This is a genomic window from Agarivorans sp. 2_MG-2023 (genome assembly GCF_030548085.1).
Classification (GTDB): Bacteria; Pseudomonadota; Gammaproteobacteria; order Enterobacterales; family Celerinatantimonadaceae; genus Agarivorans.
Genome location: NZ_JAUORQ010000014.1, coordinates 31,480 through 56,576, shown reverse-complemented (window position 1 = coordinate 56,576; position 25,097 = coordinate 31,480). Strand labels below are relative to the sequence as shown.

Sequence of the window (25,097 nt, the reverse complement as noted above, 5' to 3'; positions counted from 1 at the left end):
GCTCGCCTGTGTCGATTTTTATGCTGGTTAAGTGAGGCTGGTTACATTTATTGCAGTTAAATAGTTTGTTAAAACTAACTGTGCTTGGGCCTGTTCAGCTAGGTCGACTTGTTAAACACAGTGGACTTAAGGTAAAACATCAGCCAATGAGGTGATAACTGCATTATGGATTAATGCGCACTTCTGCAAACACACACAAACTATAACAAAAAGCTAACATGGAGTTTTCAATGACTAAATGGACAAAATCAGCTTCAGGGGTAGCGGTATCGCTAGCACTATTTGGCGCAGTATCTGTGGCGCACGCTGCAGACACAATTAAAGTTGCTATTGCAGGACCGGTAACCGGACCAGTAGCCCAGTATGGCGACATGCAATTTGCCGGTGGCGGTATTGCGGTTGAGATGCTTAATCAAGCCGGTGGAATTGACGGTAAATTGATTGAAGCAGTGGTTTACGATGATGCTTGTGAGCCGAAACAAGCGGTGGCTGTAGCCAACAAAATCATCAACGATGGGGTGAAATACGTCATCGGTCACTTATGTTCAGGTGCTACTCAGCCTGCGTCAGACGTATATGAAGATGAAGGTGTATTAATGATTACACCGGCATCAACCAATCCAGATATTACTACCCGTGATTACCAGTTAATTTTCCGTACTATTGGTCTTGATAGTGACCAAGGCCCAACGGCTGCGCGTTATGTTATTAACTCAGTTAAGCCGAAGCGTGTTGCTGTTATTCACGATAAGCAGCAGTACGGTGAAGGTATTGCGACCTCTGTAAAAACTGAATTAGAAGCCGCTGGTACTGAAGTAGTGGCTTTTGAAGGTGTGACTGCGGGTGATAAAGACTTCTCAGCACTGATTGCTAAACTGAAAAAAGAGAATGTAGATTTTGTTTACTACGGTGGTTACCACCCAGAGCTAGGCTTAATCCTTCGTCAGTCAGCAGAAAAAGGCCTTAAAGCCACCTTTATGGGTCCAGAGGGCGTAGGTAATAAAGACATTTCAGCAATTGCTGGTGAAGCCTCTGAAGGCTTATTAGTAACGCTTCCTAAGAAATACGATTTAGATCCTGCCAACAAGCCAGTGGTTGATGCGCTAGTTAAAAATGGCGATGACCCAACCGGCCCATTTGTTTGGACTGCGTTTGCTGCAATGCAATCTATTGTTGCTGGTGTAACTGCTGCAGGTGATGATCCTGAAGCTGTCGCTGAATACCTGCGTAGCAACCAAGTTGATACGGTAATGGGCCCGCTACAGTGGGATACCAAAGGCGATCTTAAAGGCTTCGACTTTGGTGTATTCACTTGGCACGCTGACGGTTCTTCATCGGCCGCTAAGTAATTCCGCAATAACACACCGGCTAACACCTTGTTAGTCGGTGTTTTCCGTTTTAAAAGACACTAATTAGTGGCCAAGAGCCGCTAGATTGGGGCAGCTATGTCTGAGCAATTTTTCTATTTCTTTCAGCAGTTAGTCAATGGATTAACCATTGGTAGTACTTATGCGCTGATCGCCATTGGTTACACCATGGTATACGGCATTATCGGCATGATTAACTTCGCTCATGGCGAAGTGTATATGATTGGTAGTTACGTCGCGTTTATTGTGCTCGCTGCACTATCCCTAATGGGATTAGACTCTTTACCTATTTTATTGTTTGGTGCGTTTTCCATAAGCATCATTATTACCAGTACCTATGGCTGGACCATCGAAAAGATCGCCTATCGGCCGGTTCGCGGTGGTAACCGACTTATCGCGCTGATCTCGGCGATTGGTATGTCGATTTTCTTGCAAAATTTAGTGCGCCTTTCACAAGGTAGCCGAGATATTGCGATGCCAAGCTTAATCACTGGCGGTTGGACTTTTGGCCCCGAAGATGGTTTTAATCTCACCATCTCTTACATGCAAGTAGTGATATTTGTGGTGACCTTTGTTGCCATGATTGTATTAACGACTTTTATCACTAAATCTAGAATGGGACGCGCCTGTAGAGCATGTTCTGAAGATATAGGCATGGCTAATTTGTTAGGTATTGATACCAATAAAGTTATCTCATTAACCTTTGTTATTGGTGCTGCGCTAGCCGCTGTAGCCGGTGTTTTACTCGGTATTTATTACGGCGTTATTAACCCTTACATTGGCTTTATGGCCGGACTAAAAGCCTTTACCGCAGCAGTATTAGGTGGCATTGGTTCTATTCCTGGTGCAGTAGTGGGTGGTTTGCTACTGGGTATTACTGAGGCGATAACCGCTGGTTACTTTAGTACTGAGTACAAAGATGTGGTGTCATTTGGTTTGTTATGTTTTGTATTGCTATTTATGCCAACCGGCTTACTGGGTAAACCGGAGGTAGAAAAAGTATGAAAAAACTTAATCTATCAGGTGCGCTAATATCAACCATTACCTTTATGTTATTGGCTGGTTGGTTGCTCGGTATTCGCATGGAACCAAGCAGCAGCGGCTTGAAATTAGCCTTGGCTGATGAGCAGCATTTAAAGTGGTTATTTATCGGAATGGCTGCGGTGTTTTTAAGCCAGCTTTTACACCCGATTATTTTTGGAAACAGAAAAGCAAAAGCATCAAGTAAAAAGTTTAGTTTTAAATTACCAAGCCCAGAGCAAAACCCTAAGGCCTACCGGTTGGTAGTGTCGTTTGCGCTTGCTGCCGCCATTGTGTGGCCATTTATGGTGAGCCGCGGCTCAGTTGATTTAGCCACGCTAACCCTTATTTACGTTATGTTGGGTTTAGGCCTAAACGTAGTGGTGGGTTTGGCCGGTTTACTCGATTTGGGTTATGTAGGCTTTTACGCGGTAGGTGCCTATACCTATGCATTATTAAGTGCCGATGGGTTTGGCTTTTGGATGTGTTTGCCTATCGCTGGCGCTATGGCAGCCTTGTTTGGTTTTTTACTTGGGTTTCCGGTATTGCGCTTGCGCGGTGACTATCTAGCGATTGTAACTTTAGGTTTTGGTGAGATTATTCGCCTATTGCTAAATAATTTAACCCACCTTACTGGCGGCCCTAACGGGATTAGTAGTATTCCAAAACCGACGTTGTTTGGCTTAGAGTTTAACCGCCGGCTAAAAGGGGAGGGTTTTGATACCTTTCATAACTTTTTTGGCATTAGCTACAACTCGCAATACAAGGTTATCTTCTTATATCTAATGGCGCTGTTGCTGGTGGTTCTCACCGTGATTGTGATTAATCGTTTGTTAAGAATGCCAATTGGGCGCGCTTGGGAAGCCTTGCGAGAAGATGAAATTGCTTGTCGCTCATTAGGGTTAAATCCAACCGTGGTTAAGCTAACAGCCTTTACCATTGGTGCCGGTTTTGCTGGCTTTGCCGGAAGCTTTTTTGCCGCCCGCCAAGGCTTTATTAGCCCCGAATCATTCACCTTTATTGAATCGGCGATTATTTTGGCGATTGTGGTATTGGGCGGAATGGGCTCGCAGGTTGGAGTGATACTCGCAGCAATTATCATGACTGTATTGCCAGAAATGGCGCGCGAGTTTAACGAATATCGCATGTTAATGTTTGGTCTAATGATGGTGTTTATGATGGTTTGGCGACCACAAGGTTTACTGCCTATGTCTCGTCCTCATATTGAGTTAAAAGAGGAGGCCAAAGCATGAATCCATTATTAGAAGTGAACGGCCTTACTATGCGCTTTGGTGGCTTGTTAGCGGTAAATAACGTTGCCTTAAGCCTCAACGAAAAAGAAGTGGTATCGGTGATTGGCCCCAATGGTGCTGGTAAAACAACAGTGTTTAACTGCTTAACGGGTTTCTATAAACCTACAGCAGGGCAAATTCTTTACCGTGGCGAAGCGCTGCAAGGTTTAGCAGGTCACCAAATTGCGCGTAAAGGCATCGTGCGTACTTTTCAGCATGTGCGTTTGTTCAAAGACATGAGCGTGATTGAGAACCTGTTAGTGGCTCAGCACCGCCATCTCAATACTAACTTTTTGGCGGGTTTGTTAAAAACACCTGCTTTTAAGAAAAGTGAGTCTGACGCTTTGGCGTTTGCTGAGTATTGGTTAGACAAAGTGGATCTTAAAGAGTTTGCTAACCGTAAAGCGGGGAACTTGGCTTATGGCCAACAGCGCCGTTTAGAAATTGCTCGCTGTATGGTGACTCGTCCAGAAATTTTAATGTTAGACGAACCCGCCGCCGGTCTTAATCCTAAAGAAACTGACGATTTAGACAAATTAATCATTGATTTGCGTGATAACGAGTCGGTATCAGTATTGTTGATTGAGCATGACATGAAGCTGGTAATGGGTATTTCTGACCGCATTTATGTGGTGAATCAAGGTTGTCCGTTAGCCAATGGTAAACCGGAAGACATTCGAAATAACCCTGAAGTGATTAAAGCCTACTTGGGCGAGTTTTAGGGCGAGGGAAGAGATAGCAATGTTAGAGTTAAAAAATGTTTCGACCCACTATGGCCCAATCCAAGCCTTACATGATGTAAGTGTTACGGTTAACCAAGGTGAAATTGTTAGTTTAATTGGTGCCAACGGTGCGGGTAAAACAACTTTGTTGATGACCTTGTGTGGTGACCCTCGTGCCAGCAGTGGCCAAGTGTTGTTTGACGGAAAAGACATTACCCATAGCCAAACTCACGATATCATGCGCGGTGATATTGCGGTTGTACCAGAAGGGCGACGAATATTCTCCCGGCTAACGGTAGAAGAGAATCTGCGGATGGGCGCTTTTTTTGCGACCAAGCAAGAAACCGAAGAGCGGATCCAAGAAATGTACAGCTTGTTTCCACGTTTGCTAGAGCGAGTAAGCCAGCGAGCTGGCACTATGTCGGGCGGCGAGCAGCAAATGCTAGCCATTGGTCGAGCGCTAATGAGCAATCCACGTTTGTTATTACTAGATGAACCATCGCTAGGTTTGGCGCCGATTATCATTCAACAGATCTTTGATATTGTTGAACAATTACGCCAGCGCGGTATGACGGTATTTTTGGTTGAGCAAAATGCTAACCAAGCTTTGCGCTTAGCTGACCGCGGTTACGTATTGGAAAATGGCCGAATTGTTCTGGAAGATACCGGCGATAATTTATTGGTAAACGAAGAAGTACGTAAGGCCTATTTGGGCGCATAGTCTTATTACCCTTAATCCAAAAGCAAGCTTAGGCTTGCTTTTTTTATGCGTGAGCTAAGGCGCTCCCTACAAAGTGTGTGACTTTTTCTTTAGGGCTAAACCAGTTAAAGTGGGTCAAAAATAGCGATAGTGAAAACCATGGAACAGTTTGAACAAATTGATGTGAGCGGCGCTCAGCAAAAAATTGCCGAAAGTGGCGCTGTATTACTCGATATGCGTGATCAGCAGTCATTTTCTCAAGCCCACCCAGTGAATGCGTTTCACTTAAGTGATGGCAGCCTTAACCAGCTAATGTCTGATACCGAATTTGATACCCCGCTGATTGTGATGTGTTACCACGGCATCTCTAGCCAAGGTGCGGCGCAATACCTAATTCATCAAGGTTTTGAAGAAGTGTATAGCTTGCAAGGTGGTTTTGAAGCTTGGCGAACAGTAGCGCCGATTGAGTCGGGTGACGCTGAGTGAAACAATTAATCGTGATGGGTAACCCACGGGTGGCGCAAGCCTACGTGGATTACATGGCCGTGTTAAAAATTGAATGCCAGTTAGCGGCAGCGGATCAAGGTGTAGCGGTATTTCTTAAAGATGAACAGCACCTTGAAAAAGCTGAATATGAGCTTAAACAGTTTTTAGAAAACCCCAATGATGAAAAGTATTTGGCAGCGTCGTGGACGGTAGCCGACAGCCGTAAAGCCTCTTTTTCTTACGGTGGCAAAGGTATCGTAAAAAGTGCCTTCTTTGCCCATGCGGGGCCTGTGACCTTAATTGTATTGCTGATTGCAGGGCTGGTGTATTTGCTGATGAATATCGGCTTTGACCGTTACATGATGCAGCACCTTACCATTACGCCGCAGCTCAGTATGTTGGCTTCTGAGCAGTTCTGGCGAGTAATTACACCAATTTTTCTACACTTCTCGGTGATTCACATTGTGTTTAATGGTTTGTGGTGGTGGCAACTAGGCGGCGAAATTGAGCGCCAGTTGGGCAGCTCCAAACTGCTGCTGATTACTCTTGTGGCGGCGGTGATCCCCAACGTGGCACAACTTCTAGCCACCGGCCCTTATTTTGGCGGCTTATCGGGAGTGGTTTACGCCTTGTTAGGCTATTGCTGGTTTACCGGTTGGTTACGGCCACAAGCTGGTTTACAGCTAAGCCCTGCCATTGTTGGGTTTATGTTGGTGTGGTTAGTGATTGGCTTTATGGATGTAATCGGCCCGTCGACCGCTAACTTAGCCCATTTATTTGGTTTGTTTGTTGGCTGCGCTCAAGCTGTGCTCGATAGGTTTGTTGGTAAACAAAAGCAGGCTTAATCTAAAAAGCCCATTTAAAATGGGCTTTTTTATTGTGCAGAGTAAGTGTCGCTTACTGGTAAAGGTATTTAGTAAACAGCAATTTACTCACCAATTTTTTACCCGTTTCTTGTACCAGCAAATCATTTACCGCTTCTTGGCACATCATGCGTATTTCTTCGCGGCCTTTTAAAGACTTAATATCTTCTTCACGTTGGTGGCCTAGAATCTCGATAATGGCATCGCGAATAAGCGGCGCGTGATGCTCAATGCTGCTTAGCGCGCTTTGGTTTTCTACCATTACTTCGGCAGTAATGCGCACATAGCCGAGCTTTTTACCGGTGCTAATGTAATTGGTAATAATGTCTGGCTCAAAACCAAAGTAGGCATAATTAGTCCCGCCTGCTTCCTGACTAGAGGCAAAAGATGAAAAAAATAAACTTACGCAAAACAGCAGCGTGGGTGCGAATTTCATGTGGCTTTATAGTTCCTTGGTAGTCCTAGCTTTATTGTTTCTGTTAGTTGCCATTAGGTCAAGCAACCATCGTCAAATATTCCAAGTGTTTGGTGTTAGAATAGCCAGTGACTTAAGTGAGCGAAATAGTACTTTGAGTGTAGCATGAGCACAAATAAGCTTGGTCGAGTTTACTTTAATTAGCCAATTGCCGGATAATGAGAACCTAACTTTGAAGTATGTGAACGCGTGAATTTGAATCAAGCCCAACCGTGTGGAGCCAATGGACATTGGCAGCTGCCTGAAGCCTTACCTGTTTATTCCGCCACCCTACAGGATTGGTTAGTTTATCCCGGATCGCTTACAGCTCGTTTACGCCAGCATTGCCAACAGTTTTCTATTCAGGTGTTGTTTGAAGGGTATGCAGAGATTGCTGAACATGAAGCCAAGGCTGTTGCTTGCCAAGGGCCTTATTGGGTGCGAGAAGTATTGTTGTGCTGTGATGGACAAGCGTGGGTTTTTGCTCGGAGTGTGATTCCTAAAAGCTCATTAGAAGGGGACGCTGCTGCGATAAGTCGGCTAGCAAATAAACCCTTAGGCGAGTTGTTGTTTACCGATAAAGGGCAGCGACAAACCCTGGAACTGTGCCAAATTGAGCAGAACTCATCGATTTACCAACATGCACAAACTCAGCAAGCGTTGTGGGGGCGTCGTTCACGCTTCCTTCTTGCTAGCGCGCCGTTATTAGTCGCCGAAATCTTTTTGCCCAACAGTTTGGCTTATCAAGGAGAAGATGGTGTTGCAGCTAGCTAGTATTCGCCCTTATTGGCAACTTATGCGCGCAGATAAACCTATTGGTACCTTGTTGTTGTTGTGGCCAGCGCTGTGGGCACTTTGGTTGGCGGCTGAAGGTTTACCTAGTTTGTCGGTGTTTGTGGTGTTTGTTTTGGGCGTGTTTTTTATGCGCTCAGCAGGTTGTGTGATTAATGACTATGCCGACCGAAAAGTAGATGCGCATGTTAAACGAACTGCACAGCGCCCCTTGGCAACGGGTGAGGTTAGTGAGCGAAACGCCTTAAGTTTGTTTGCTGGCTTGGTAGCGGCATCATTTTTATTGGTGTTGACGCAAAACACGCTGACCATATTGTTGTCTTTTGCGGCCTTAGTTCTTGCCGCTATTTACCCCTTTATGAAACGTTATACCCACTTGCCTCAGTTGTTTCTTGGCTTGGCTTTTAGTTGGTGTATTCCCATGGCTTATGCGGCTCAAACTGGCAGCGTGCCTAGCGAGGCCTGGCTGTTGCTCATGGCTAATGTGTGCTGGACAATAGCTTACGATACCAAGTATGCAATGGTGGATCGTGATGATGACTTGCTGGTGGGTATTAAATCTACTGCCATTTTGTTTGGTCGCTTCGACAAGCTAATCATTGCCTTGTTGCAGTTAAGCAGTTTATTGTGTTTTGCAGCATTGGCTTACCTAAAAGATTTAAGTTGGGCTTTTGATTTTGCGTTGTTAGCTGCTGCTGTGCTATTTGTTCATCAGCAAAAGCTGATTCGATATCGTGATCGTGATGCTTGTTTTCAAGCTTTTTTGAATAATAACTATGTAGGTTTGGCTATCTTTTTAGGTATCGCCAGCCACTATGCGTGGCTGGCGTGGTTTGCGGGTTAAGCGTCTAGTTCAAGTAACTCACTGATCGAGTCATACACTCCGTCTGCTAACAATGGTGATAGCTGAGCGAATAGCTCGCCGGCCGCTTGTGTCTGTGTGTATCCCTTTTCTCGCATTAGCGCCAACAGATTAGTAGTAATGCGTTTGTCGTAATACTCTGGTGCGTCAATGTTATGCAGTTTGGCTAAGCGCTGGGCTCCTGCTAATGCTTGCTGTTCTAGCTCTGCACGTTCTAAATGCGGATATTTTGCTAATAAGGCAGCTACAATTGCATAGCGATGCAAGCTCTCTTGAGCTATTTGAGAAAGCAGCAATAAACGACCTCGGCGGTGATTATCAATAATAAAACAGTCGCCATTTACGCTAATCAGTTTTAATGCTACAAACTCTTGTAAGTACTGCTCGGCGAGATCGCTCATATCACTCACTTGATAGCGCAAGAACAGTTCGCCTTTTAATAGCGGGTATAGTTGTTCAAGTAAGCTAACCAACTGGTTACGACAAAGGCTGCGATGCTGCAGTAAAGCAGTAGCAACAAATGCCGGAATAATCATTAAGTGAATAATGTTATTGCGGTAAAAGTTAAGCAGCACTTGTTGTTTCTCATCAAGGCCGATTATTTCGCCTAAATAATCACTTCTTATTTCAAACTTATCTAAGCTGATGGTTTGGTCTAGTAAGGCCTCTGCGTCCAGCTCTGGTAAGGTAACGTGGTCACTATAAGGCACGTTTTTAATCAATGAGGTACATAAGGTTATTTGCTTAACCAACTGCTTGCGCGGCAATGCACGATTTTCTGCAGCGAGCAAAATAATGGCACTTAAGCACAAGCCATTCACTGCGGCGGCACTGTTGATGTTTTCCATCAATTGGTTAGAAATATCATTAACCGCAGGCACCAACCAAGTCGGCTTTAATCCATCTTCTGGATGCTCTCGCCACTCGGGTGCGAGTTTGTTTAAGCTTTGGTTTACGTTGATAGGCTCGCCAAAGTTTACGTAGCCATGGCCAAAATTACGCAGTTTACGCAGCATGCCAAACAGAGAAAATAGTGATTCTTTGTCTTTGGATTTGCCCTTTAACTCTTTGTAGTAAGTGCCTACTTCCATTACGTGTTCGTAACCAAAGTAAATGGGCACAATAGTGACGGGTCGCTCTAATCCTCGCAGCATCGCCTGTACTGTCATGGCTAACATGCCGGTCTTGGGTGGAAGCAGGCGACCGGTGCGGCTACGCCCACCTTCAGTAAAGTATTCAACTGAATAACCGCGACTAAACAATTGGCCGAGGTACTCGCGAAAAACGGTTGAGTAGAGTTTGTTGCCCTTAAAACTGCGGCGAATAAAAAATGCACCGGCGCGGCGAAAAAACGGTCCCGCTGGCCAAAAGTTAAGGTTTACGCCTGCTGCAATGTGCGGTGGAACCATGCCCTGATGATAGAGCACATAAGACAACAGTAAGTAATCCATATGGCTGCGGTGGCAGGGGGCGAATACAATTTCGTGGCCCTCTTGAGCTAGCTGACGCACCTTTTCTGCGTGGTTAACTTCTATGCCTGAGTAGATTTTATTCCACACCCAACTTAACACCGACTCACCGATGCGAAGGTTGCGATACGAAAAGTCAGCAGCAATTTCCTCTAGGTATTTTAAGGCTGCTTGGCGCGCTTCAGAATGGCTAATTTTTTTGGCTTTGGCTTCTTCAGCTATCGCTTCACGAATAATGGTTGAGGCGAGCAGTTGCTCAAACATATGACGACGATTTGGCAGCTTAGGCCCGGTAGCGATCATTTGCATACGGCTAAAGTGGATTCGCGCTACGCGCGCTAACTTATGGCCAATACGCTTATCAGAGCCTTGGCGCTGCGCCATATCTTTCAGTGATACCGGACGACTGAAGCGTATTAGGTTTTCGCGTCCTTTAAAAATCACTTGCCAAGTTTTCTTCAGAATGCCAGCTGGGCGTTCAGGCTTGCCGCCCATTAAGTCGTTAACACTCTCTCTGCCAGGGTAGCGATCCCAAAACAATTTAACAGGCACTAATTGTGCGTTATGGCTTTCATCGCTGCGGTGAATACTGAGAGCCGCGGTAAATTGGTCGATGGTAGCTTCTAGGGTTTCACCTTTACCATCCACTAAAAAGGCTACCCCTTGGTGGGCTTCACCGGCAAACATCACTGGCTCGAAGGGATCGGGCAGGCCAAGCTGTTTACAGGCAAGTTGTAAAGTAAGCACGTCAGCTAATGAGTTACTAGGAATGACGTAAATGATCGGTTGGCTTAGATCTAGATCGAACTCAGCAATCGGGTTTTGAGGGACAAACTTGCCGCGAGTAAAAAAGCCAATGATAGAGCGCAATATGGCCAATATTGGAGAGGGTAAATGTAACATCTCAAAGAGCTTATAGTGGTGAATGAATACAGGGCATAGAGTAGCAGACTTATCAAAATTTGGCTTTGATTTGATGCAAAATCTGCGTAAACAGTGGCTTGGAATATACTGCTGCTCCAAGCGAGAAAACTTACTCAAAGTAAGCTAGTTTTGCTGTGAATCTTTGCCTAATTAGAATTGGCTGCTATCGTTAAAATTGGTCACTCATGGTTTAGATTAGGCTTACCCGGCTAAGGAACCCATCATGAAATTGTTTACACGTGCGGCTATTTTTGGCATTTCACTACTTACCACTCCCTTTGTTCATGCCGCTTTTATTACTACTCAAGAAGCTGCTCTTGATAGCATTTATTCTCAAGCGACTTTTGGCCAAAACATCATTGATATCCGCATTGGTACCGCCACCGAATTGGTCTTTCCCGAGCTATTGGATATCACTACCCGCGCGGAGGTGAGCCAACTTTTTAGTCAGCATGTTGGCCCCTCTAATGTGGTCAATTTTTATTTTATCGACACAATTAGCGCCTGCGGCTCGCAAATCAATCGAGGGATAGTGGGTTGTGGGGAGTATTTTGGAAACGATTTTGTGGTTGAATCTAGTTACGCCGCCGGCAGTTTAGGCGGAGAGTTGCTTGCTCACGAGTTAGGCCACAATTTAGGCCTACCGCATTTGTCTGGCGCTTACCTAATGAATCCAAGTCTCAACAATCGCACATTGATTACCGAGCCAGAAGTTGAGCGCATCTTCCGTAGTCCTCTCGTTCAAAATGATAACGATTATTTCTGGATAGACATTAACCCTGTGCTGATTGTTGCAGAGGCGACAAGAGTAAGTGAGCCAGCTTCGGTATTTTTATTTGCGGGGATGCTGGGAATGCTAGTTTGGCGTAAGCGAGAAAGGCGAACCCTAAGTTCGATTGGTTTTAGTCGATAATACTGCTCTTTGTTGCAGTACCATTTTGCGCTCAAAGTTGCTTTAGCATCCAAACATCGCAGCCATTATGGGCTGTACCTTGTAAAGGTGCAGATAAGTGTTCAAAACCGAGGCCTTCGTAGAGTTTAATTGCTGCCGACATATTACTAAGCGTATCTAGGTAACAGCGAGAAAATCCCTGCTCTAAGGCAAATGCTAAACAGGCTAACGAGAGCTTTTTACCGAGACCTAGGCCTCTACCTTCTTCCAGTAAAAATAGCTTTTTTAGCTCACTGGTATCTTCACTATCGGCAAAAGGCGCAGCGCCACAGCCGCCAACGACCTTGCCATCTAACAAAGCGACCACATATCTACTACGATTTTGCAGTGTATAGTGCTGACTCATATTATCGACTTCAGCATCTGAGGGGCCAAAGCCTTCACCTACCGCGCCATATTCTTGGCCAACCTGTTTTATTATTCGCTGTAGATCTTGGTCATATTGGGCTGATATTTCGACTATCTCAATGGCCATTATTGCCTCCTATCACTTTGAATCAACAGTAACAAAATCAGAATTAATATAAAACCTTGCGTCAAAATGTATGCTGTATATACTAACAGTGTGCTGTATAAACTTACAGGTAGACTATGAAGCCCTTAACGCCCCGCCAAACAGAAGTGTTTGAACTTATTCGCCGCCATATTAACGATACTGGTATGCCTCCAACGCGTGCCGAAATTGCTAAAGAGCTAGGATTCCGCTCGGCTAATGCAGCAGAAGAACACCTTAGAGCTTTAGCTAAAAAAGGTGCGATTGAAATGATTCCTGGTGCGTCGCGAGGGATCCGTATTAGCGAAGCATACTTGCCGGCTAGTGCAAATGAAGCCACTGTAGAGCCTGAACCAGGCTTGCCGTTAATCGGTCAAGTTGCTGCAGGTGAGCCTATTTTGGCGCAGGAGCACGTTGAATCTCATTATGCCGTAGATGCTAACTTATTTAATCCGCATGCCGATTATTTACTGCGAGTACAGGGCATGAGCATGAAAGATATCGGCATTATGGATGGTGATCTATTAGCCGTGCATAAAACTACCCAGGTACACAATGGACAGGTGGTTGTGGCTCGTTTAGATGAAGATGTTACGGTTAAACGTTTTGAGCGTGACGGTAAGATGGTGTACTTACACCCTGAAAATGAAGAGTTATCAACCATTGAAGTTGATCTTGAATATCAGAACATCGAAATAGAAGGTTTAGCGGTAGGTATTATTCGCACTGCTGATTGGATGTAAGCCTTATTCAACAATAAGTTCCCTATTTTGAAGCCCAAATCACTCTGATTTGGGCTTTTGTCGTTAACATCACATCTTTTGTCTTTATCCATAAAAATCTCAACAATGTATTTACATTTCTTTAACTTAGGGGTTAATTTATAAACAGTAGGTTGTATTTAGCTGTAATAGCCTATGCTTTTGGGGTGGGGATTTTCCCTTTATTCGCAGCTACTTTCCTAGCATGGAAAGTTGTTGTCGTTGGCTACTGCAAAGGAGAGCGCTGTGGGCCGATGGATTCAGCTATTAGTGCTGACATTTTTTTCGCCGCATTTGTTTGCGCAAGAGATGTCTTTCAATTTACGTCCTGGTGTTACTGCCATCAGTGAGCAAGTTTATGGCTTGCACATGACAATTTTTTATATTTGTTGTGCCATTGGTGTCTTGGTATTTGGCGCTATGTTTTGGTCGATTTACCATCACCGTAAATCCAAAGGAGCGGTTCCTGCTCAATTCCACGAAAGCACTAAAGTGGAAATTATTTGGACCATCATTCCCTTTATTATTTTAATAGGTATGGCGATTCCAGCCACTAAAACCTTACTGGCAATGGAAGATCCTTCCGATGCCGACATTACTATTCAAGTGACGGGTTCCCAGTGGAAGTGGCACTACAAGTACTTTGACCAAGATTTAGAGTTTTACAGTGTAATGGCGTCTGATTGGGATGAAGTCAACGGCAAACTGGAAAAACGTAAAAACTATTTGCTTGAAGTTGACCACCCCTTGGTATTGCCGATCGGGAAAAAAGTCCGCTTCCTCATGACTTCAGAAGACGTTATTCACTCTTGGTGGGTGCCTGACTTTGCAGTTAAAAAAGATGCAAATCCCGGTTTTATTAACGAAGCATGGACCATCATTGATAAACCCGGCATTTACCGCGGCCAATGTGCTGAGCTATGTGGAAAAGACCATGGCTTTATGCCCATTGTTGTTATCGCCAAACCTCAAGCCGAATATGATGCTTGGTTGGCAGAGAAAGAAGCTGCTTATTTAGCCAAGCAAGCCCAAGAGCTTGAACTGGTGGCCATGACTATGCAGCAAGATGAGCTGATGTCATTAGGCGAAAAAGTGTATGAGAAAAGCTGTGCTGCTTGTCACCAAGTTAACGGCCTAGGTTTACCTGGCGTGTTCCCCGCTTTAAAAGACAGTCCAATCGCGTTAGGTGATGTGACTAAACATATTGAAGTAGTGGTAAATGGCGAGCCTGGCACAGCCATGCAAGCCTTTGGTAAACAGCTTGGTTTGAAAGAGCTAGCTGCGGTGATTACTTATGAGCGAAATGCTTGGGGTAATGATACGGGTGACTTAGTGCAGGCCAAGGATGTTGTGGCCGTTCAAAACGCAGCGCAGTAGGGAGACAGACAATGAGCACGATTAGTGACGTTCACTCAGACCATGAAGAACACCACCATGCCCCTCGCGGATTAATGCGTTGGGTACTAACCACTAACCATAAAGACATTGGTTCAATGTACTTATGGTTCAGCTTTGCCATGTTTATTGTTGGTGGAGCCATGGCGATGATTATTCGCGCCGAGCTGTTCCAACCAGGCTTGCAACTGGTTGAGCCTAATTTCTTTAATCAAATGACTACGGTGCATGGCCTTATCATGGTATTTGGTGCGGTGATGCCAGCCTTTACGGGCTTAGCTAACTGGTTAGTTCCAATGATGATTGGCGCGCCAGATATGGCATTGCCACGCATGAATAACTGGAGCTTTTGGATTTTACCCTTTGCTTTCAGCATTTTGTTGGCATCGCTGTTTATGGAAGGCGGCGGCCCCAACTTTGGTTGGACTTTTTACGCTCCGTTATCAACTAAATACAGCCCAGACAGTACCGCCCTATTTGTGTTTGCGATACACATTATGGGGATAAGTTCGATCATGGGAGCGATTAACGTGATTGTTACCATTATGAACTTACGTGCTCCAGGTATGACCTACATGAAGCTGCCGTTGTTTGTATGGACTTGGTTTATTACGGCCTTTTTGCTGATTGCGGTGATGCCCGTATTGGCGGGGGCGGTGACGATGGTGTTAACCGATAAATACTTTGGTACCTCCTTCTTTGACGCCGCGGGAGGGGGAGACCCAGTGTTGTTCCAGCATATTTTCTGGTTCTTCGGCCATCCTGAAGTTTACATTATGATTCTGCCCTCCTTTGGCATTATCTCAGCAATTGTTCCGGCGTTTTCTCGCAAACCGTTGTTTGGTTATTCTTCGATGGTTTACGCCACTGCGTCTATCGCAGGACTAAGCTTTGTGGTGTGGGCGCACCATATGTTTACCACTGGGATGCCGGTAGAAGCAGAACTGTTTTTCATGTTCTGTACCATGTTGATCTCGGTTCCCACAGGGGTGAAGGTATTTAACTGGGTCGCCACTATGTGGAAAGGCTCTTTAACCTTTGAAACCCCCATGTTATTCGCGATTGCCTTTATCGTACTGTTCACTATTGGTGGTTTTTCAGGTTTGATGCTGGCGATTACTCCGGTGGATTTTCAGTACCACGATACCTACTTTGTGGTGGCGCACTTCCACTATGTATTAGTGACAGGAGCCATCTTCTCGATTATGGCGGCGGCTTATTATTGGCTACCCAAATGGTCGGGCAGAATGTATGACGAAGGCTTAGGAAGATTGCACTTCTGGTGCTCGCTGGTATCGGTAAATGTGCTGTTTTTCCCTATGCACTTTTTAGGATTGGGAGGAATGCCTCGCAGGATCCCTGATTACGCTCTGCAGTTTGCCGATGTGAACGCAATAGTGAGTATTGGTGGTTTTGCCTTTGGTTTATCGCAGTTCATCTTCTTGTACTTGGTGATTAAGTGTATTCGCAGTGGAGAACCTGCCCCAGCTAAACCGTGGGAAGGTGCAGAAGGCTTAGAGTGGGATAACCTGCCTTCGCCAGCGCCTTATCACAGCTTCACTACTCCACCGGAGATTAAATAAGATGCTTGGCCATCGCCGCTTAGTTGTGCGACTGCTGTTGGTAGTGGTGGCTATGTTTGGCTTTGGTTATGCCTTAGTGCCTTTGTACGACGTATTCTGCAAAGTCACCGGCATTAACGGAAAAACCGCCAAAACAGCCAGCGAAGTAAGTATGGCTACCGACGAGCAGCGTATTGTTACGGTGGAGTTTATAAGTTATGTACCGCAGGGACTTAACTGGAAATTTGGCCCCAAGGTTAACCGGGTGAAAGTTCATCCAGGTGAAACCTTACAAGTCAATTTTAGCGCCAGTAACTTCACCGCTCGCCGAGGAACAGTGCAAGCAGTACCTTCGGTAAGCCCTGGTCTCGCGGCCAATCATCTTAAAAAAGTGAGTTGTTTCTGTTTTGAACAACAAACCCTCGCACCGGGTGAACAACAAGACATGCCGTTATTTTTTTATGTCGCCCCTGAATTACCTGAAGATATAAACACATTAACCTTGGCTTACACCTTATTTGCGGTAGAGGGTGCTGAGCTAAATGAATCTGAAACTGCACAAACACGTGCTGATGGAGAGGTGAGCAATGACGCAGCCTTATGATAAGTATTACGTACCTGCCCAAAGTATTTGGCCAATTGTTGGCGCGGTAGGTTTATTCCTCATCGCTATGGGCGCGGGTTTTAGCGTTCAACAAATGGGTAGCGAGCAAAGTTACGGCCTATGGGTATTAACCTGTGGTTTTGTGGTGATTATTACCATGCTATTTGGTTGGTTTGGTAATGTTATTCAAGAAAGTATGGATGGTTTATACAGCGCCCAAATGGACCGTTCATTTCGTCAAGGCATGAGCTGGTTTATTTTCTCTGAAATTATGTTCTTTGGTGCATTTTTTGGTGCACTATTTTACGCCCGAATGATCGCGGTGCCATGGTTAGGTGGCGCAGGCAATAATGAAATGACCGGGGCTGTGTTATGGCCTGAATTTGAAGCCATTTGGCCACTTATTCAAACCCCCGGCGGTACTACAACCGAGGCAATGGGCTGGTACGGCTTGCCACTACTTAACACCGTTATATTGGTGATCTCTTCATTCACCTTACATTTTGCTCACGTGAGTTTGGAAAAAGATAAGCGCGGCCCGCTCAAATTATGGCTAGCTATTACCTTGGTACTGGGCTTTGCATTCTTATTTTTCCAAGTGGAAGAGTATGTGCACGCTTACCAAGAAATGGGGCTACGGCTTGATTCAGGTATTTACGGAAATACCTTCTTCTTATTGACGGGTTTTCATGGTTTACACGTAACGCTGGGCGCAATCATGCTAACAGTGATGTTTTTACGAGTATTAAAAGGTCATTTTACCGGGAAGAGCCATTTCGCCTTTATGGCTTCTAGTTGGTATTGGCACTTTGTAGACGTGGTGTGGTTATGTCTATTCTTGTTTGTATATGTGCTTTAACTAATAAGGGCGGGGGTTGGGTTGAATGTATCCCAACGACATGGCGAGTAACACAACGATGAGAACGAATGCGCTTATCATTAAGCGCCTAGCTAAATAATGGGTCATTGGTTTCTCGCCGCCTTTAAGCATAACGCGAAGTGCTAACACCATATTTACCACAACAAACAGAACGAGTGCGGTAATTAGTATTTTAATGAACATAAGCAAGCTCTCTCAACAGGCTGATAAAAAAACAGTTTCCTACCGCTTGATACTGTTTGTGTTGCTTATGGTTGCGTTGATAGCGCTGATGGTCAAGCTTTCATTGTGGCAATGGCAACGTAGTGAACAAAAACAGCAATTATTGGATCAGTATCAACAGCAGTCGCTAGTAGAAACAAGTCTAGATAAGGTTCAAATGAATGGAGCAGTGCCTTTTCAGATAGTGAAAGTTGCAACAATTAACGCAGTGGGCACCAATCTTTGGTTAGACAACCAAGTAGAGCATGGAAAAGTGGGTTACGACGCCTATACCTTGGCCATCACTCCGCAAGGCAATGTATTAGTGCGCTTGGCTTGGCAACCTGCTTCTTATCATCGCGCTGAACTGCCACAAGCGTTAAATACCGATGCTTTGCCAAATCGATATCGCTTACGCGAGGTGAGTTTACCGGTGGTGTTGGACAAGCAACATTGGTTAGAAGCGCTTCCGCAAGGTTTACGGGTTCAGCAAGTCAATATCGATGCCTTAGCTGAGTACTGGAGTATTGATTTATTACCTTTTGTATTGGATAGCCAATTAGAGCATTCACCAGAGCAATTGGTGTCTATATCTCCTGAAAAACATAAGGGCTACGCTTTACAGTGGTTGTTAATGGCGTTAGTGGCTAGTGGGCTGACGGGCTATTTTTGTTGGCAAAATAGAAACAAGGAAGGTTTATGAGAAGTCACCAAAAAACCATGTTGTTACTTGCTTCGGTATTTTTAGTGCCATTAATTCTGGCCTGGGTAGTACTTAAAATGGGCTGGTTTGAACGAGGGGCTTTAAGCCATGGCCAATGGTTAGAGCCGCCAATGCAATTAGAAAATTATCAAGTCGGTAAGTGGTCGATTGCTCAAGTCATAAAAGATGATTGTTTGGATGTGTGCAGCGACAACTTAGTGCGTTTGAATACCGCTTGGTTAGCACTGGGCATTGCCAAGCAAAAAACACAGCGTTTAGCGTTAATCAGCGAGGCTAAAGAGGCCAACATTGATGCAGGTTATGCTCGTTTGGCAATAACCCAAAGTAATCAAGGTTTAGCGGGATACGACCAACAATGGTTAGTGGTTGATCCCACGGGCTGGGTCATTTTAAGTTATCAGCCGGCTCAAGGAGATGAGCAAGTGAAAGGCTTAATCACAGACGTAAAACGTTTAATTAAAAACTCGCGGTTTCAATAAAGGCTAAGGGAAGCATATGCAAAAAGGATTAATTGCTGCCATGTTACTTGCCGTTGTCGTGATCGGTTTAGGCGCGTTCACGCGATTAACTGATGCTGGTTTAGGGTGCCCAGATTGGCCAGGTTGTTATGGCCAGCTCGCAGTGCCTCAAACTGAAGAACATATTCAGCATGCCGCGACTGCTTTTCCTGAACGCCCGCTTGAAGCGCATAAAGCCTGGAATGAAATGATTCACCGTTACTTTGCCGGCAGTTTAGGTTTGCTGGTGGTGGCGCTAGCCAGCGTAGCGGTTTGGCGCAAACAACATCGATTTATTGCTATTGCTTCAGTGGTGCTGATCATATTTCAAGCCGCCCTTGGTATGCTCACGGTGACTCTAGGGTTAATGCCTATTGTGGTGATGGGGCATTTATTGGGCGGTTTTTCAATGCTAGCATTGTTGTTTACTTGGTTTATGTTGCGGCAACGGCCCATTACCAAACCGCAACGCAGTGGTCGCTGGTTGTGGGTTGGTTTGTTAGTGCTAAGTATTCAAATTGCCTTAGGCGGTTGGACCTCTGCTAATTATTCGGCCATATCCTGCCAAGGTTTGCCCTTATGCCATGAAGCGTGGAGCGATGATTATCAAATAGATGCTTTTCATCCCTTACCAGAACGAACAGGCAGCAATTACGAGTTTGGTGTATTGAGCCATGAGCAGCGTAAAACGGTGCATGTAACTCATCGCATTTGGGCCGGAGTGACAGCCCTATACTTATTCATTTTAGCCTTGAGTTATATACAGCGACGCCATAGCGACATTGAGCGCGGGCGAGCTTCTCGGCTTATTTTTGTATTGTTTACCCAAGTAGGGCTAGGCGTGGCGAATGTACTTTGGCAGGTGCCTTTGGCTGTTGCGGTGGCCCACAACTTAATAGCGGCCATGCTGCTGCTATGTTTAATTAGCTTGATTTTGGCCCACTACCAAAGTGCCACCAAGTTAAAACCACTTGTGCAAAAGGAGACGCATTATGGCGAAGTTGAACACGCTTAACCCGCCTAGTTCATTGAACAAGGGAATAAATTGGCGAGCGCTATACAAATTAACCAAACCTAAGGTGGTTGCCTTAATAGTACTTACCGCAGTGGTGGGGGCTTGTTTGGCAACGTCTGGCCTTCCACCTTGGCAAGCCTTGCTCATAGGTAATTTGGGTATCGGATTAATGGCGGGTGGGGCAGCTGCATTTAACCATTATATTGACAGCGAAGCGGATGCAGCCATGGCGCGCACCCATAATCGCCCGTTACCCACAGGGGCAATTGCCAGTTGGCAGGCATTATTGTGGGCGTCGCTGTTGTCGCTGGCTGGATTTGCCATGTTGTACTGGTGGGTGAACCCACTGACTGCTTGGCTTACTGCTGCGAGCCTAGTGGGGTACGCGGTGGTTTATACGCTATGGCTAAAACGCGCTACGCCACAGAACATTGTCATTGGTGGCTTAGCGGGTGCAATGCCGCCATTGCTAGGATGGACAGCCGTAAACAATGCGGTATCGGCTGAACCTTTGCTGCTGGTTATGTTGATATTCACTTGGACACCACCGCACTTTTGGGCGCTGGCGATTGCTCGTAGAGATGATTACGCAAAAGTGAATATTCCTATGTTGCCAGTGACACATGGCATTAGCTTCACCAAAAAGCTGGTGGTGCTGTACTCGTTGTTACTGTTTGCGGTTTGTTGGTTACCGTTTTTAGTTGGCATGAGTGGATTGGTTTACTTGGCCGCTAGTTGTGTACTTAACTTGCGCTTTATTCAATTGGCATGGCGTTTATACAATGGTGATAACCACAAAGATGCCATGAAGTTGTTTGCTTATTCGATAATGTATTTGATGCTGTTGTTTGTGGCTTTGTTGGCTGACCATTGGTTGTTTGCTTTGCTATAGGTGAGTTACTTTTTTTCAGCTTGTTGTTTCTGTTTATGATCGGTGGCTGGCAGACTATTAGCTGATAGCCTTGTTGTAAGCTAGTCATTGCTATTGCCGGGAGTGTATTGAACTCTTACACTCTCGGTATCAACCTCTAACTCTCTCCCACATGTCTCATTCGCGTTTCTCCGCTATTGCTGCCATTGCCATCCCGATGATTCTGTCGAATATCACTATTCCTTTATTGGGTTTGGTGGATACCGCTGTCATTGGCCATTTAGACCACTCTTATTACCTCGCAGGTGTGGCCTTAGGGTCAATGATGATTACCTTGGTATTTTGGTTGTGTGGTTTTTTGCGTATGTCTACCACCGGCTTAAGTGCGCAAGCATCGGGCGCAAACGACCGGTCAGAGTTACAACGTATAGGGTTTAACTCAGCCTTACTCGCCTTAATATTAGGTTTTATTTTACTTGCCTTGCAGGCACCTATTTTACGTTTAGGTCTGAGCTTGGCGGGTGGCAGCGAGCTTGTTCAATTTTATGCCGCTGAGTACTTTTCTACGCGAATTTGGGGGGCTCCCGCAGCTTTGTTAAATTTCGTATTGTTAGGCTGGTTACTGGGCATGCAAAATGCTCGAGCACCTATGTTATTACTTATTTTAACCAACAGCTGCAACATCGGCCTAGATGTTTTGTTTGTAGTGGGCTTTGATTGGAAGGTACAAGGTGCAGCCTTAGCCACGGTGATTGCTGATTATCTGGGATTATTGTTAGGTTTGTATTTGTGCCGACAGCAGTTTCTGAATCGTTTTAAACAACTTCCTAGTTTCTCTGAGTGTTGGCAGGGATTTAGCCGCAAGCACTTAAGCGGATTGTTTTCCCTGAACAGAGATATCTTTTTACGCTCATTATCTCTGCAGTTGTGTTTTGCTTTTATCACTTTTCAAGGCTCGCGACTGGGCGATAACATAGTTGCAGCTAACGCGGTATTGCTAAACTTTTTGATGTTTGTTTCTTTTGCCCTCGATGGCCTCGCATACGCAGTAGAGGCATTGGCGGGTAAAGCCAAAGGAAAACAAGATCGTGGTTTGTTTGTGGACGTTATAAAGCAATGTTTGTGGTTAGCGCTGATGGCTGGGGTAATGTTTAGTCTTATGTTTGGGGTATTTGGAGAGCATTTAGTTGCTCTACTTACCGATATTCCTGAGATCCGAGTAACCGCAGCCTTGTATTTACATTGGATGATCGTGCTACCGCTAGTGGCGGTGTGGTGTTTCATTTTAGATGGGGTGTTTATTGCGACCTCGGAAGGGCGGATTATGCGTAACTCTATGCTACTGGCCAGTTTTGGTGGCTTTTTTCCTTTGTGGTGGTTGTTTCAGGGCTGGGGGAACCATGCTTTGTGGCTAGCTTTGTGTGGCTTTATGGCCCTAAGAGGATTGAGTTTGGCATGGGTATATAAGCGCGCCTTAAGTCAACAGCGTTGGTTTAAGGCGGCTTAAGGGCTTTGCGTTATACCGCGTCAATATAACCGAGTTGGCGCCAAGCTTCGTAAGCAAATACCGATACTGCGTTTGATAGGTTCATGCTGCGGCTATCGGCTAACATAGGAATGCGTAAACGGAACTTACTGTCGATTGCAGACAACACATCATCGGGCAAACCACGAGTTTCCGGGCCAAACATTAAGTAGTCACCAGCTTCAAAGCTAAAATCGCTATGAAAACCGCTGCCTTTGGTGGTGCAAGCCAACAATCGGGCGGGCTGTTCGGTGTCTAAAAATGCTTGGTAGTTGGCATGGCGCTTTACCTCAGCAAATTCATGGTAGTCCAAGCCTGCACGTTTAACTTTTTTATCATCCCAAGCAAAACCCAATGGTTCGATGAGGTGTAAGTTACAACCACTATTCGCCGCTAAACGGATTATTGCGCCGGTATTTTGTGGTATTTCTGGTTGATAAAGCACAATGTTAATCATGATAAGTCCAAGTCGCTGCGAAAAGCGCTATTGTAGTGGCAAGCGCAGGCTAACTTCTAGCCCTTTAGCCGAATGATTGCTCGCGCGAATGCTTCCACCGTGTTGGCGAACCGCTGATTCGGCAATGGCCAAGCCTAAACCCACTCCGCCGCTATCGCGATCTCGCGCTTCTCCGCTGCGATAAAATGGCCGGAAAATGCTTTCTAATTCGCCCTCATTTAAGCCTGGCCCATCATCACGAATAATCAGCACTAGCTCATTGTCTTGCTGAGTTATTTGTAGGCTGACATGCTGTTCAGCGTATTTTAAAGCATTACGGCAAACGTTCTCTAAGGCCGAGGCTAAAAGCTGTGGGTAACATACCAGGCTAACGTTTGGTGGGTAGCTTGCCGTAAAGGTTTTGTTTAACTGCTCTGCCTCAAACTCACAATCGTTAACGATGTCGTCGATCAGGTCGGGTAAATCAAGCTGTTGTTGCTTGGCATTTACCTGCATACGCGAGAGTGATAACAGTGCGTTTATCATCTCTGCTAAACGTTGTGACTCTCGTTCAATGCGTTCTATTTCTGGGCTCGGTTCTTGGCGTTTTTTATGAATAGCCAGCGCCATATTCATTCGTGTAAGTGGCGAGCGTAGCTCATGGGAAATGTCACTCAGTAAGCGCTGCTGGTTGCTAATAGCCTGGTTGAGGGTATCTACCATGCGTTGCAAGCTATCAGACAGCTGACCAACCTCGTCGCCGCGATGGATCTCGGGCAGTTGAGTGTCTAAGTGACCAAGTGATACTTTGTTAGCCGCCGATTGCAGTTTTTTGAGTGGCCTTACAATGTGGCGAGTAAGCAAGAAACACAGGGCTAAGCTAAGACCAATAGCCACCAGACTTAAAAAAACCGGTGATACACCAAAGTTACGAATGGCATGCATTTGCTCAGGTTTAGCGCGTCGCTCTACATAGAGTAGGTAGCTTTGGTTATCGAGCGTGACTTGCTGAGGGCCGATAAGAATGTGCTTTTTATCGAGAGTGATTCTTGGATCTTCAAGGTTGTCGTGGTTCGCGATTAAGCGGCGCATATCGCGACTCACATCGGTTTGGTTAATCACTTCGCCATTTGCATTCACAATAAAAGGTTTACCAAATCGCCCCTTAAAGCGTGGTTCTAGTTTGGGATGGAGCATTTTCTGGGGATTATTCTCAATCCGCTTCGCAAATTCTTGCAAGCTTTTTAGTGCCCAAGAGGGCGCTCTAAAATTATCCTCGCTGACCATTTTCGATAAGTTGATTGAGACAAAAGCCGTGACCAACAAGATCATCCAAAATGAGATGAAGATTTTTACAAATAAGTTGTTAATTAGACGCTTCATTACTACCACTCTAGCCACATATAGCCTTTACCACGTACTGTTTTAATCCGAGAAAGTTGATCTTTACGTGCAGGGATTTTTTTACGTAAGTTACTAATATGCATATCTAAGCTGCGGTCAAAGGCTTGTAGGCGCTTGCCTAATACTTTTTGATTTAGAGCGTCTTTTTCCAATAACTTGCCAGGTTGTTCTAGTAAATGCTGCAGAAGCAGTAACTCAGTGCTGGTGAGTTCTAGCTCTTGGCCGTCACAATGCACTTGCTGTTTGGCTACCGATAGCTTCAAGTCTTGATGGCAAATCAGTTCTTGATTTGCCTCTGTTGGGCTCGCACTTTGAGTGCGGCGTAAAATTGCCCGGATCCGCGCCAGTAATTCACGCTCACTAAAAGGTTTGGCTAAGTAATCGTCGGCGCCTAGCTCTAAGCCTAATACACGGTCTATTTCATCGCCTTTTGCGGTAAGCATTAGCACTGGCTGTTGGTTGTCTTTGCGTAATTCTTTTAATACTTCAAAGCCATTTTTACCCGGCATCATTACGTCTAGTAGCACTAAATCATAGCGCTGCAGCTTTAGTTTTTCTAAGCCACTTAAACCGTCGTTGCATACCTCACAACTAAATCCTTCTAGTTCTAAGAGTTCGCCTAACAATTCGGTCAGCTCTTTGTCATCATCAATTAATAATAGCTTCACTGGCGTTTCTCTTTTCAACATTTATAAGCAAATTGTACAAAACTAGGGCGGCTTTGCGGGGTTTAATTTGTGGCTTTTACATAGCTTTACACTTTGCTGCGGTTACTTTGCATTCACTTTTGTAGACTTAAATGGACTTAACAGACCTCAGGAAAATA

At 45.2% G+C, this 25,097-nt stretch carries 27 protein-coding genes; 20 read left to right on the top strand and 7 right to left on the bottom strand.

What is annotated here, in order from left to right; all coding sequences use genetic code 11:
- Positions 1 to 230 precede the first annotated feature (230 nt).
- The 7 genes from Q4549_RS18510 to glpG all read left to right on the top strand — a co-directional run bounded on the left by Q4549_RS18510 (position 231) and on the right by glpG (position 6,432).
- Positions 231 to 1,349 carry a branched-chain amino acid ABC transporter substrate-binding protein gene (locus Q4549_RS18510; RefSeq protein WP_303516272.1) on the top strand — a complete coding sequence of 373 codons (1,119 nt, stop codon included), beginning with the start codon at positions 231 to 233 and terminating at the stop codon, positions 1,347 to 1,349.
- Between the two features lie 96 nt (positions 1,350 to 1,445).
- Complete coding sequence (gene livH, locus Q4549_RS18505) at positions 1,446 to 2,372, top strand: high-affinity branched-chain amino acid ABC transporter permease LivH (RefSeq protein WP_137674820.1); 927 nt, start codon at positions 1,446 to 1,448, stop codon at positions 2,370 to 2,372.
- Entirely contained in the window at positions 2,369 to 3,640 is a 1,272-nt protein-coding gene (locus Q4549_RS18500) for a high-affinity branched-chain amino acid ABC transporter permease LivM (RefSeq protein ID WP_303553890.1), read from the top strand. The genes livH and Q4549_RS18500 overlap by 4 nt, the downstream gene beginning before the upstream one ends.
- Positions 3,637 to 4,401 (top strand): high-affinity branched-chain amino acid ABC transporter ATP-binding protein LivG, encoded by a 765-nt coding sequence (gene livG, locus Q4549_RS18495; protein ID WP_137674818.1) that lies wholly within the window; start codon positions 3,637 to 3,639, stop codon positions 4,399 to 4,401. The genes Q4549_RS18500 and livG overlap by 4 nt, the downstream gene beginning before the upstream one ends.
- A gap of 19 nt (positions 4,402 to 4,420) precedes the next feature.
- Positions 4,421 to 5,122, top strand: coding sequence for an ATP-binding cassette domain-containing protein (locus tag Q4549_RS18490; protein ID WP_137674817.1), 702 nt, complete (start codon positions 4,421 to 4,423; stop codon positions 5,120 to 5,122).
- Between the two features lie 138 nt (positions 5,123 to 5,260).
- A complete protein-coding gene (gene glpE / locus Q4549_RS18485) occupies positions 5,261 to 5,587 on the top strand; it encodes a thiosulfate sulfurtransferase GlpE (protein WP_137674816.1) in 327 nt (108 codons plus the stop codon).
- Positions 5,584 to 6,432: a rhomboid family intramembrane serine protease GlpG gene (gene glpG, locus Q4549_RS18480; RefSeq protein WP_303553891.1), complete on the top strand. Its 849-nt coding sequence runs from the start codon at positions 5,584 to 5,586 to the stop codon at positions 6,430 to 6,432. The genes glpE and glpG overlap by 4 nt, the downstream gene beginning before the upstream one ends.
- 52 nt (positions 6,433 to 6,484) lie before the next feature.
- On the opposite strand, the gene Q4549_RS18475 is transcribed toward glpG, so the two are convergent.
- Positions 6,485 to 6,886 (bottom strand): flagellar basal body-associated protein FliL, encoded by a 402-nt coding sequence (locus tag Q4549_RS18475; RefSeq protein ID WP_137674814.1) that lies wholly within the window; start codon positions 6,884 to 6,886, stop codon positions 6,485 to 6,487.
- Between the two features lie 228 nt (positions 6,887 to 7,114).
- Between Q4549_RS18475 and Q4549_RS18470 the strand changes: the two genes are divergently transcribed.
- A complete protein-coding gene (locus tag Q4549_RS18470) occupies positions 7,115 to 7,678 on the top strand; it encodes a chorismate lyase (RefSeq protein ID WP_303557245.1) in 564 nt (187 codons plus the stop codon).
- Positions 7,659 to 8,540, top strand: a complete 882-nt coding sequence (ubiA, locus tag Q4549_RS18465) for a 4-hydroxybenzoate octaprenyltransferase (protein WP_303553893.1) — start codon at positions 7,659 to 7,661, stop codon at positions 8,538 to 8,540. The genes Q4549_RS18470 and ubiA overlap by 20 nt, the downstream gene beginning before the upstream one ends.
- Here ubiA and plsB read toward each other — a convergent pair.
- On the bottom strand, positions 8,537 to 10,930 hold the full coding sequence (gene plsB, locus Q4549_RS18460) for a glycerol-3-phosphate 1-O-acyltransferase PlsB (RefSeq protein ID WP_303553894.1): 2,394 nt from the start codon (positions 10,928 to 10,930) through the stop codon (positions 8,537 to 8,539). The two genes, ubiA and plsB, sit on opposite strands and share 4 nt — an antisense overlap.
- 244 nt (positions 10,931 to 11,174) lie before the next feature.
- On the opposite strand from plsB, the gene Q4549_RS18455 reads away from it, so the two are divergent.
- Positions 11,175 to 11,864 carry a PEP-CTERM sorting domain-containing protein gene (locus Q4549_RS18455; protein ID WP_303553895.1) on the top strand — a complete coding sequence of 230 codons (690 nt, stop codon included), beginning with the start codon at positions 11,175 to 11,177 and terminating at the stop codon, positions 11,862 to 11,864.
- 31 nt (positions 11,865 to 11,895) lie between these two features.
- Here Q4549_RS18455 and Q4549_RS18450 read toward each other — a convergent pair whose 3' ends face one another.
- Positions 11,896 to 12,378 (bottom strand): GNAT family N-acetyltransferase, encoded by a 483-nt coding sequence (locus tag Q4549_RS18450; protein ID WP_303553896.1) that lies wholly within the window; start codon positions 12,376 to 12,378, stop codon positions 11,896 to 11,898.
- A 116-nt stretch (positions 12,379 to 12,494) separates the two neighbouring features.
- Between Q4549_RS18450 and lexA the strand changes: the two genes are divergently transcribed.
- From lexA to Q4549_RS18425, 5 genes are all read left to right on the top strand, one after another.
- Positions 12,495 to 13,139, top strand: coding sequence for a transcriptional repressor LexA (gene lexA / locus Q4549_RS18445; RefSeq protein WP_303516255.1), 645 nt, complete (start codon positions 12,495 to 12,497; stop codon positions 13,137 to 13,139).
- 327 nt (positions 13,140 to 13,466) lie between these two features.
- Complete coding sequence (gene coxB / locus Q4549_RS18440; RefSeq protein WP_201798771.1) at positions 13,467 to 14,534, top strand: cytochrome c oxidase subunit II; 1,068 nt, start codon at positions 13,467 to 13,469, stop codon at positions 14,532 to 14,534.
- 11 nt (positions 14,535 to 14,545) lie between these two features.
- Positions 14,546 to 16,135 (top strand): cytochrome c oxidase subunit I, encoded by a 1,590-nt coding sequence (gene ctaD / locus Q4549_RS18435; protein WP_137674805.1) that lies wholly within the window; start codon positions 14,546 to 14,548, stop codon positions 16,133 to 16,135.
- A 1-nt stretch (position 16,136) separates the two neighbouring features.
- Positions 16,137 to 16,718, top strand: a complete 582-nt coding sequence (locus Q4549_RS18430; protein ID WP_303553897.1) for a cytochrome c oxidase assembly protein — start codon at positions 16,137 to 16,139, stop codon at positions 16,716 to 16,718.
- Positions 16,702 to 17,577 carry a cytochrome c oxidase subunit 3 gene (locus Q4549_RS18425; protein WP_137674803.1) on the top strand — a complete coding sequence of 292 codons (876 nt, stop codon included), beginning with the start codon at positions 16,702 to 16,704 and terminating at the stop codon, positions 17,575 to 17,577. The genes Q4549_RS18430 and Q4549_RS18425 overlap by 17 nt, the downstream gene beginning before the upstream one ends.
- Here the strand turns inward: Q4549_RS18425 and Q4549_RS18420 are convergent, their stop codons facing one another.
- On the bottom strand, positions 17,578 to 17,781 hold the full coding sequence (locus tag Q4549_RS18420; RefSeq protein ID WP_303553898.1) for a DUF2909 domain-containing protein: 204 nt from the start codon (positions 17,779 to 17,781) through the stop codon (positions 17,578 to 17,580).
- Between Q4549_RS18420 and Q4549_RS18415 the strand changes: the two genes are divergently transcribed.
- From Q4549_RS18415 to dinF, 5 genes are all read left to right on the top strand, one after another.
- On the top strand, positions 17,774 to 18,502 hold the full coding sequence (locus Q4549_RS18415; protein WP_303557242.1) for an SURF1 family protein: 729 nt from the start codon (positions 17,774 to 17,776) through the stop codon (positions 18,500 to 18,502). The genes Q4549_RS18420 and Q4549_RS18415 overlap by 8 nt on opposite strands.
- The gene (locus tag Q4549_RS18410; RefSeq protein WP_303553899.1) at positions 18,499 to 19,002 is read left to right on the top strand and encodes a hypothetical protein; all 504 of its coding nucleotides are present in this window, start codon (positions 18,499 to 18,501) and stop codon (positions 19,000 to 19,002) included. The genes Q4549_RS18415 and Q4549_RS18410 overlap by 4 nt, the downstream gene beginning before the upstream one ends.
- Positions 19,003 to 19,018: 16 nt before the next feature.
- Positions 19,019 to 20,035 (top strand): heme A synthase, encoded by a 1,017-nt coding sequence (locus Q4549_RS18405; protein ID WP_303553900.1) that lies wholly within the window; start codon positions 19,019 to 19,021, stop codon positions 20,033 to 20,035.
- Complete coding sequence (gene cyoE, locus Q4549_RS18400) at positions 20,013 to 20,927, top strand: heme o synthase (RefSeq protein ID WP_303516244.1); 915 nt, start codon at positions 20,013 to 20,015, stop codon at positions 20,925 to 20,927. The genes Q4549_RS18405 and cyoE overlap by 23 nt, the downstream gene beginning before the upstream one ends.
- A gap of 151 nt (positions 20,928 to 21,078) precedes the next feature.
- Entirely contained in the window at positions 21,079 to 22,413 is a 1,335-nt protein-coding gene (gene dinF / locus Q4549_RS18395; RefSeq protein WP_303553901.1) for an MATE family efflux transporter DinF, read from the top strand.
- A 10-nt stretch (positions 22,414 to 22,423) separates the two neighbouring features.
- Here dinF and trmL read toward each other — a convergent pair whose 3' ends face one another.
- The 3 genes from trmL to Q4549_RS18380 are packed head-to-tail and all read right to left on the bottom strand — an operon-like array spanning position 22,424 to position 24,960.
- Positions 22,424 to 22,888, bottom strand: a complete 465-nt coding sequence (trmL, locus tag Q4549_RS18390; RefSeq protein WP_303553902.1) for a tRNA (uridine(34)/cytosine(34)/5-carboxymethylaminomethyluridine(34)-2'-O)-methyltransferase TrmL — start codon at positions 22,886 to 22,888, stop codon at positions 22,424 to 22,426.
- Positions 22,889 to 22,915: 27 nt separating this feature from the next.
- Positions 22,916 to 24,250, bottom strand: a complete 1,335-nt coding sequence (locus Q4549_RS18385; RefSeq protein WP_303553903.1) for an ATP-binding protein — start codon at positions 24,248 to 24,250, stop codon at positions 22,916 to 22,918.
- Positions 24,251 to 24,252: 2 nt separating this feature from the next.
- Positions 24,253 to 24,960 carry a response regulator gene (locus Q4549_RS18380; protein WP_303557239.1) on the bottom strand — a complete coding sequence of 236 codons (708 nt, stop codon included), beginning with the start codon at positions 24,958 to 24,960 and terminating at the stop codon, positions 24,253 to 24,255.
- Positions 24,961 to 25,097: the final 137 nt, after the last annotated feature.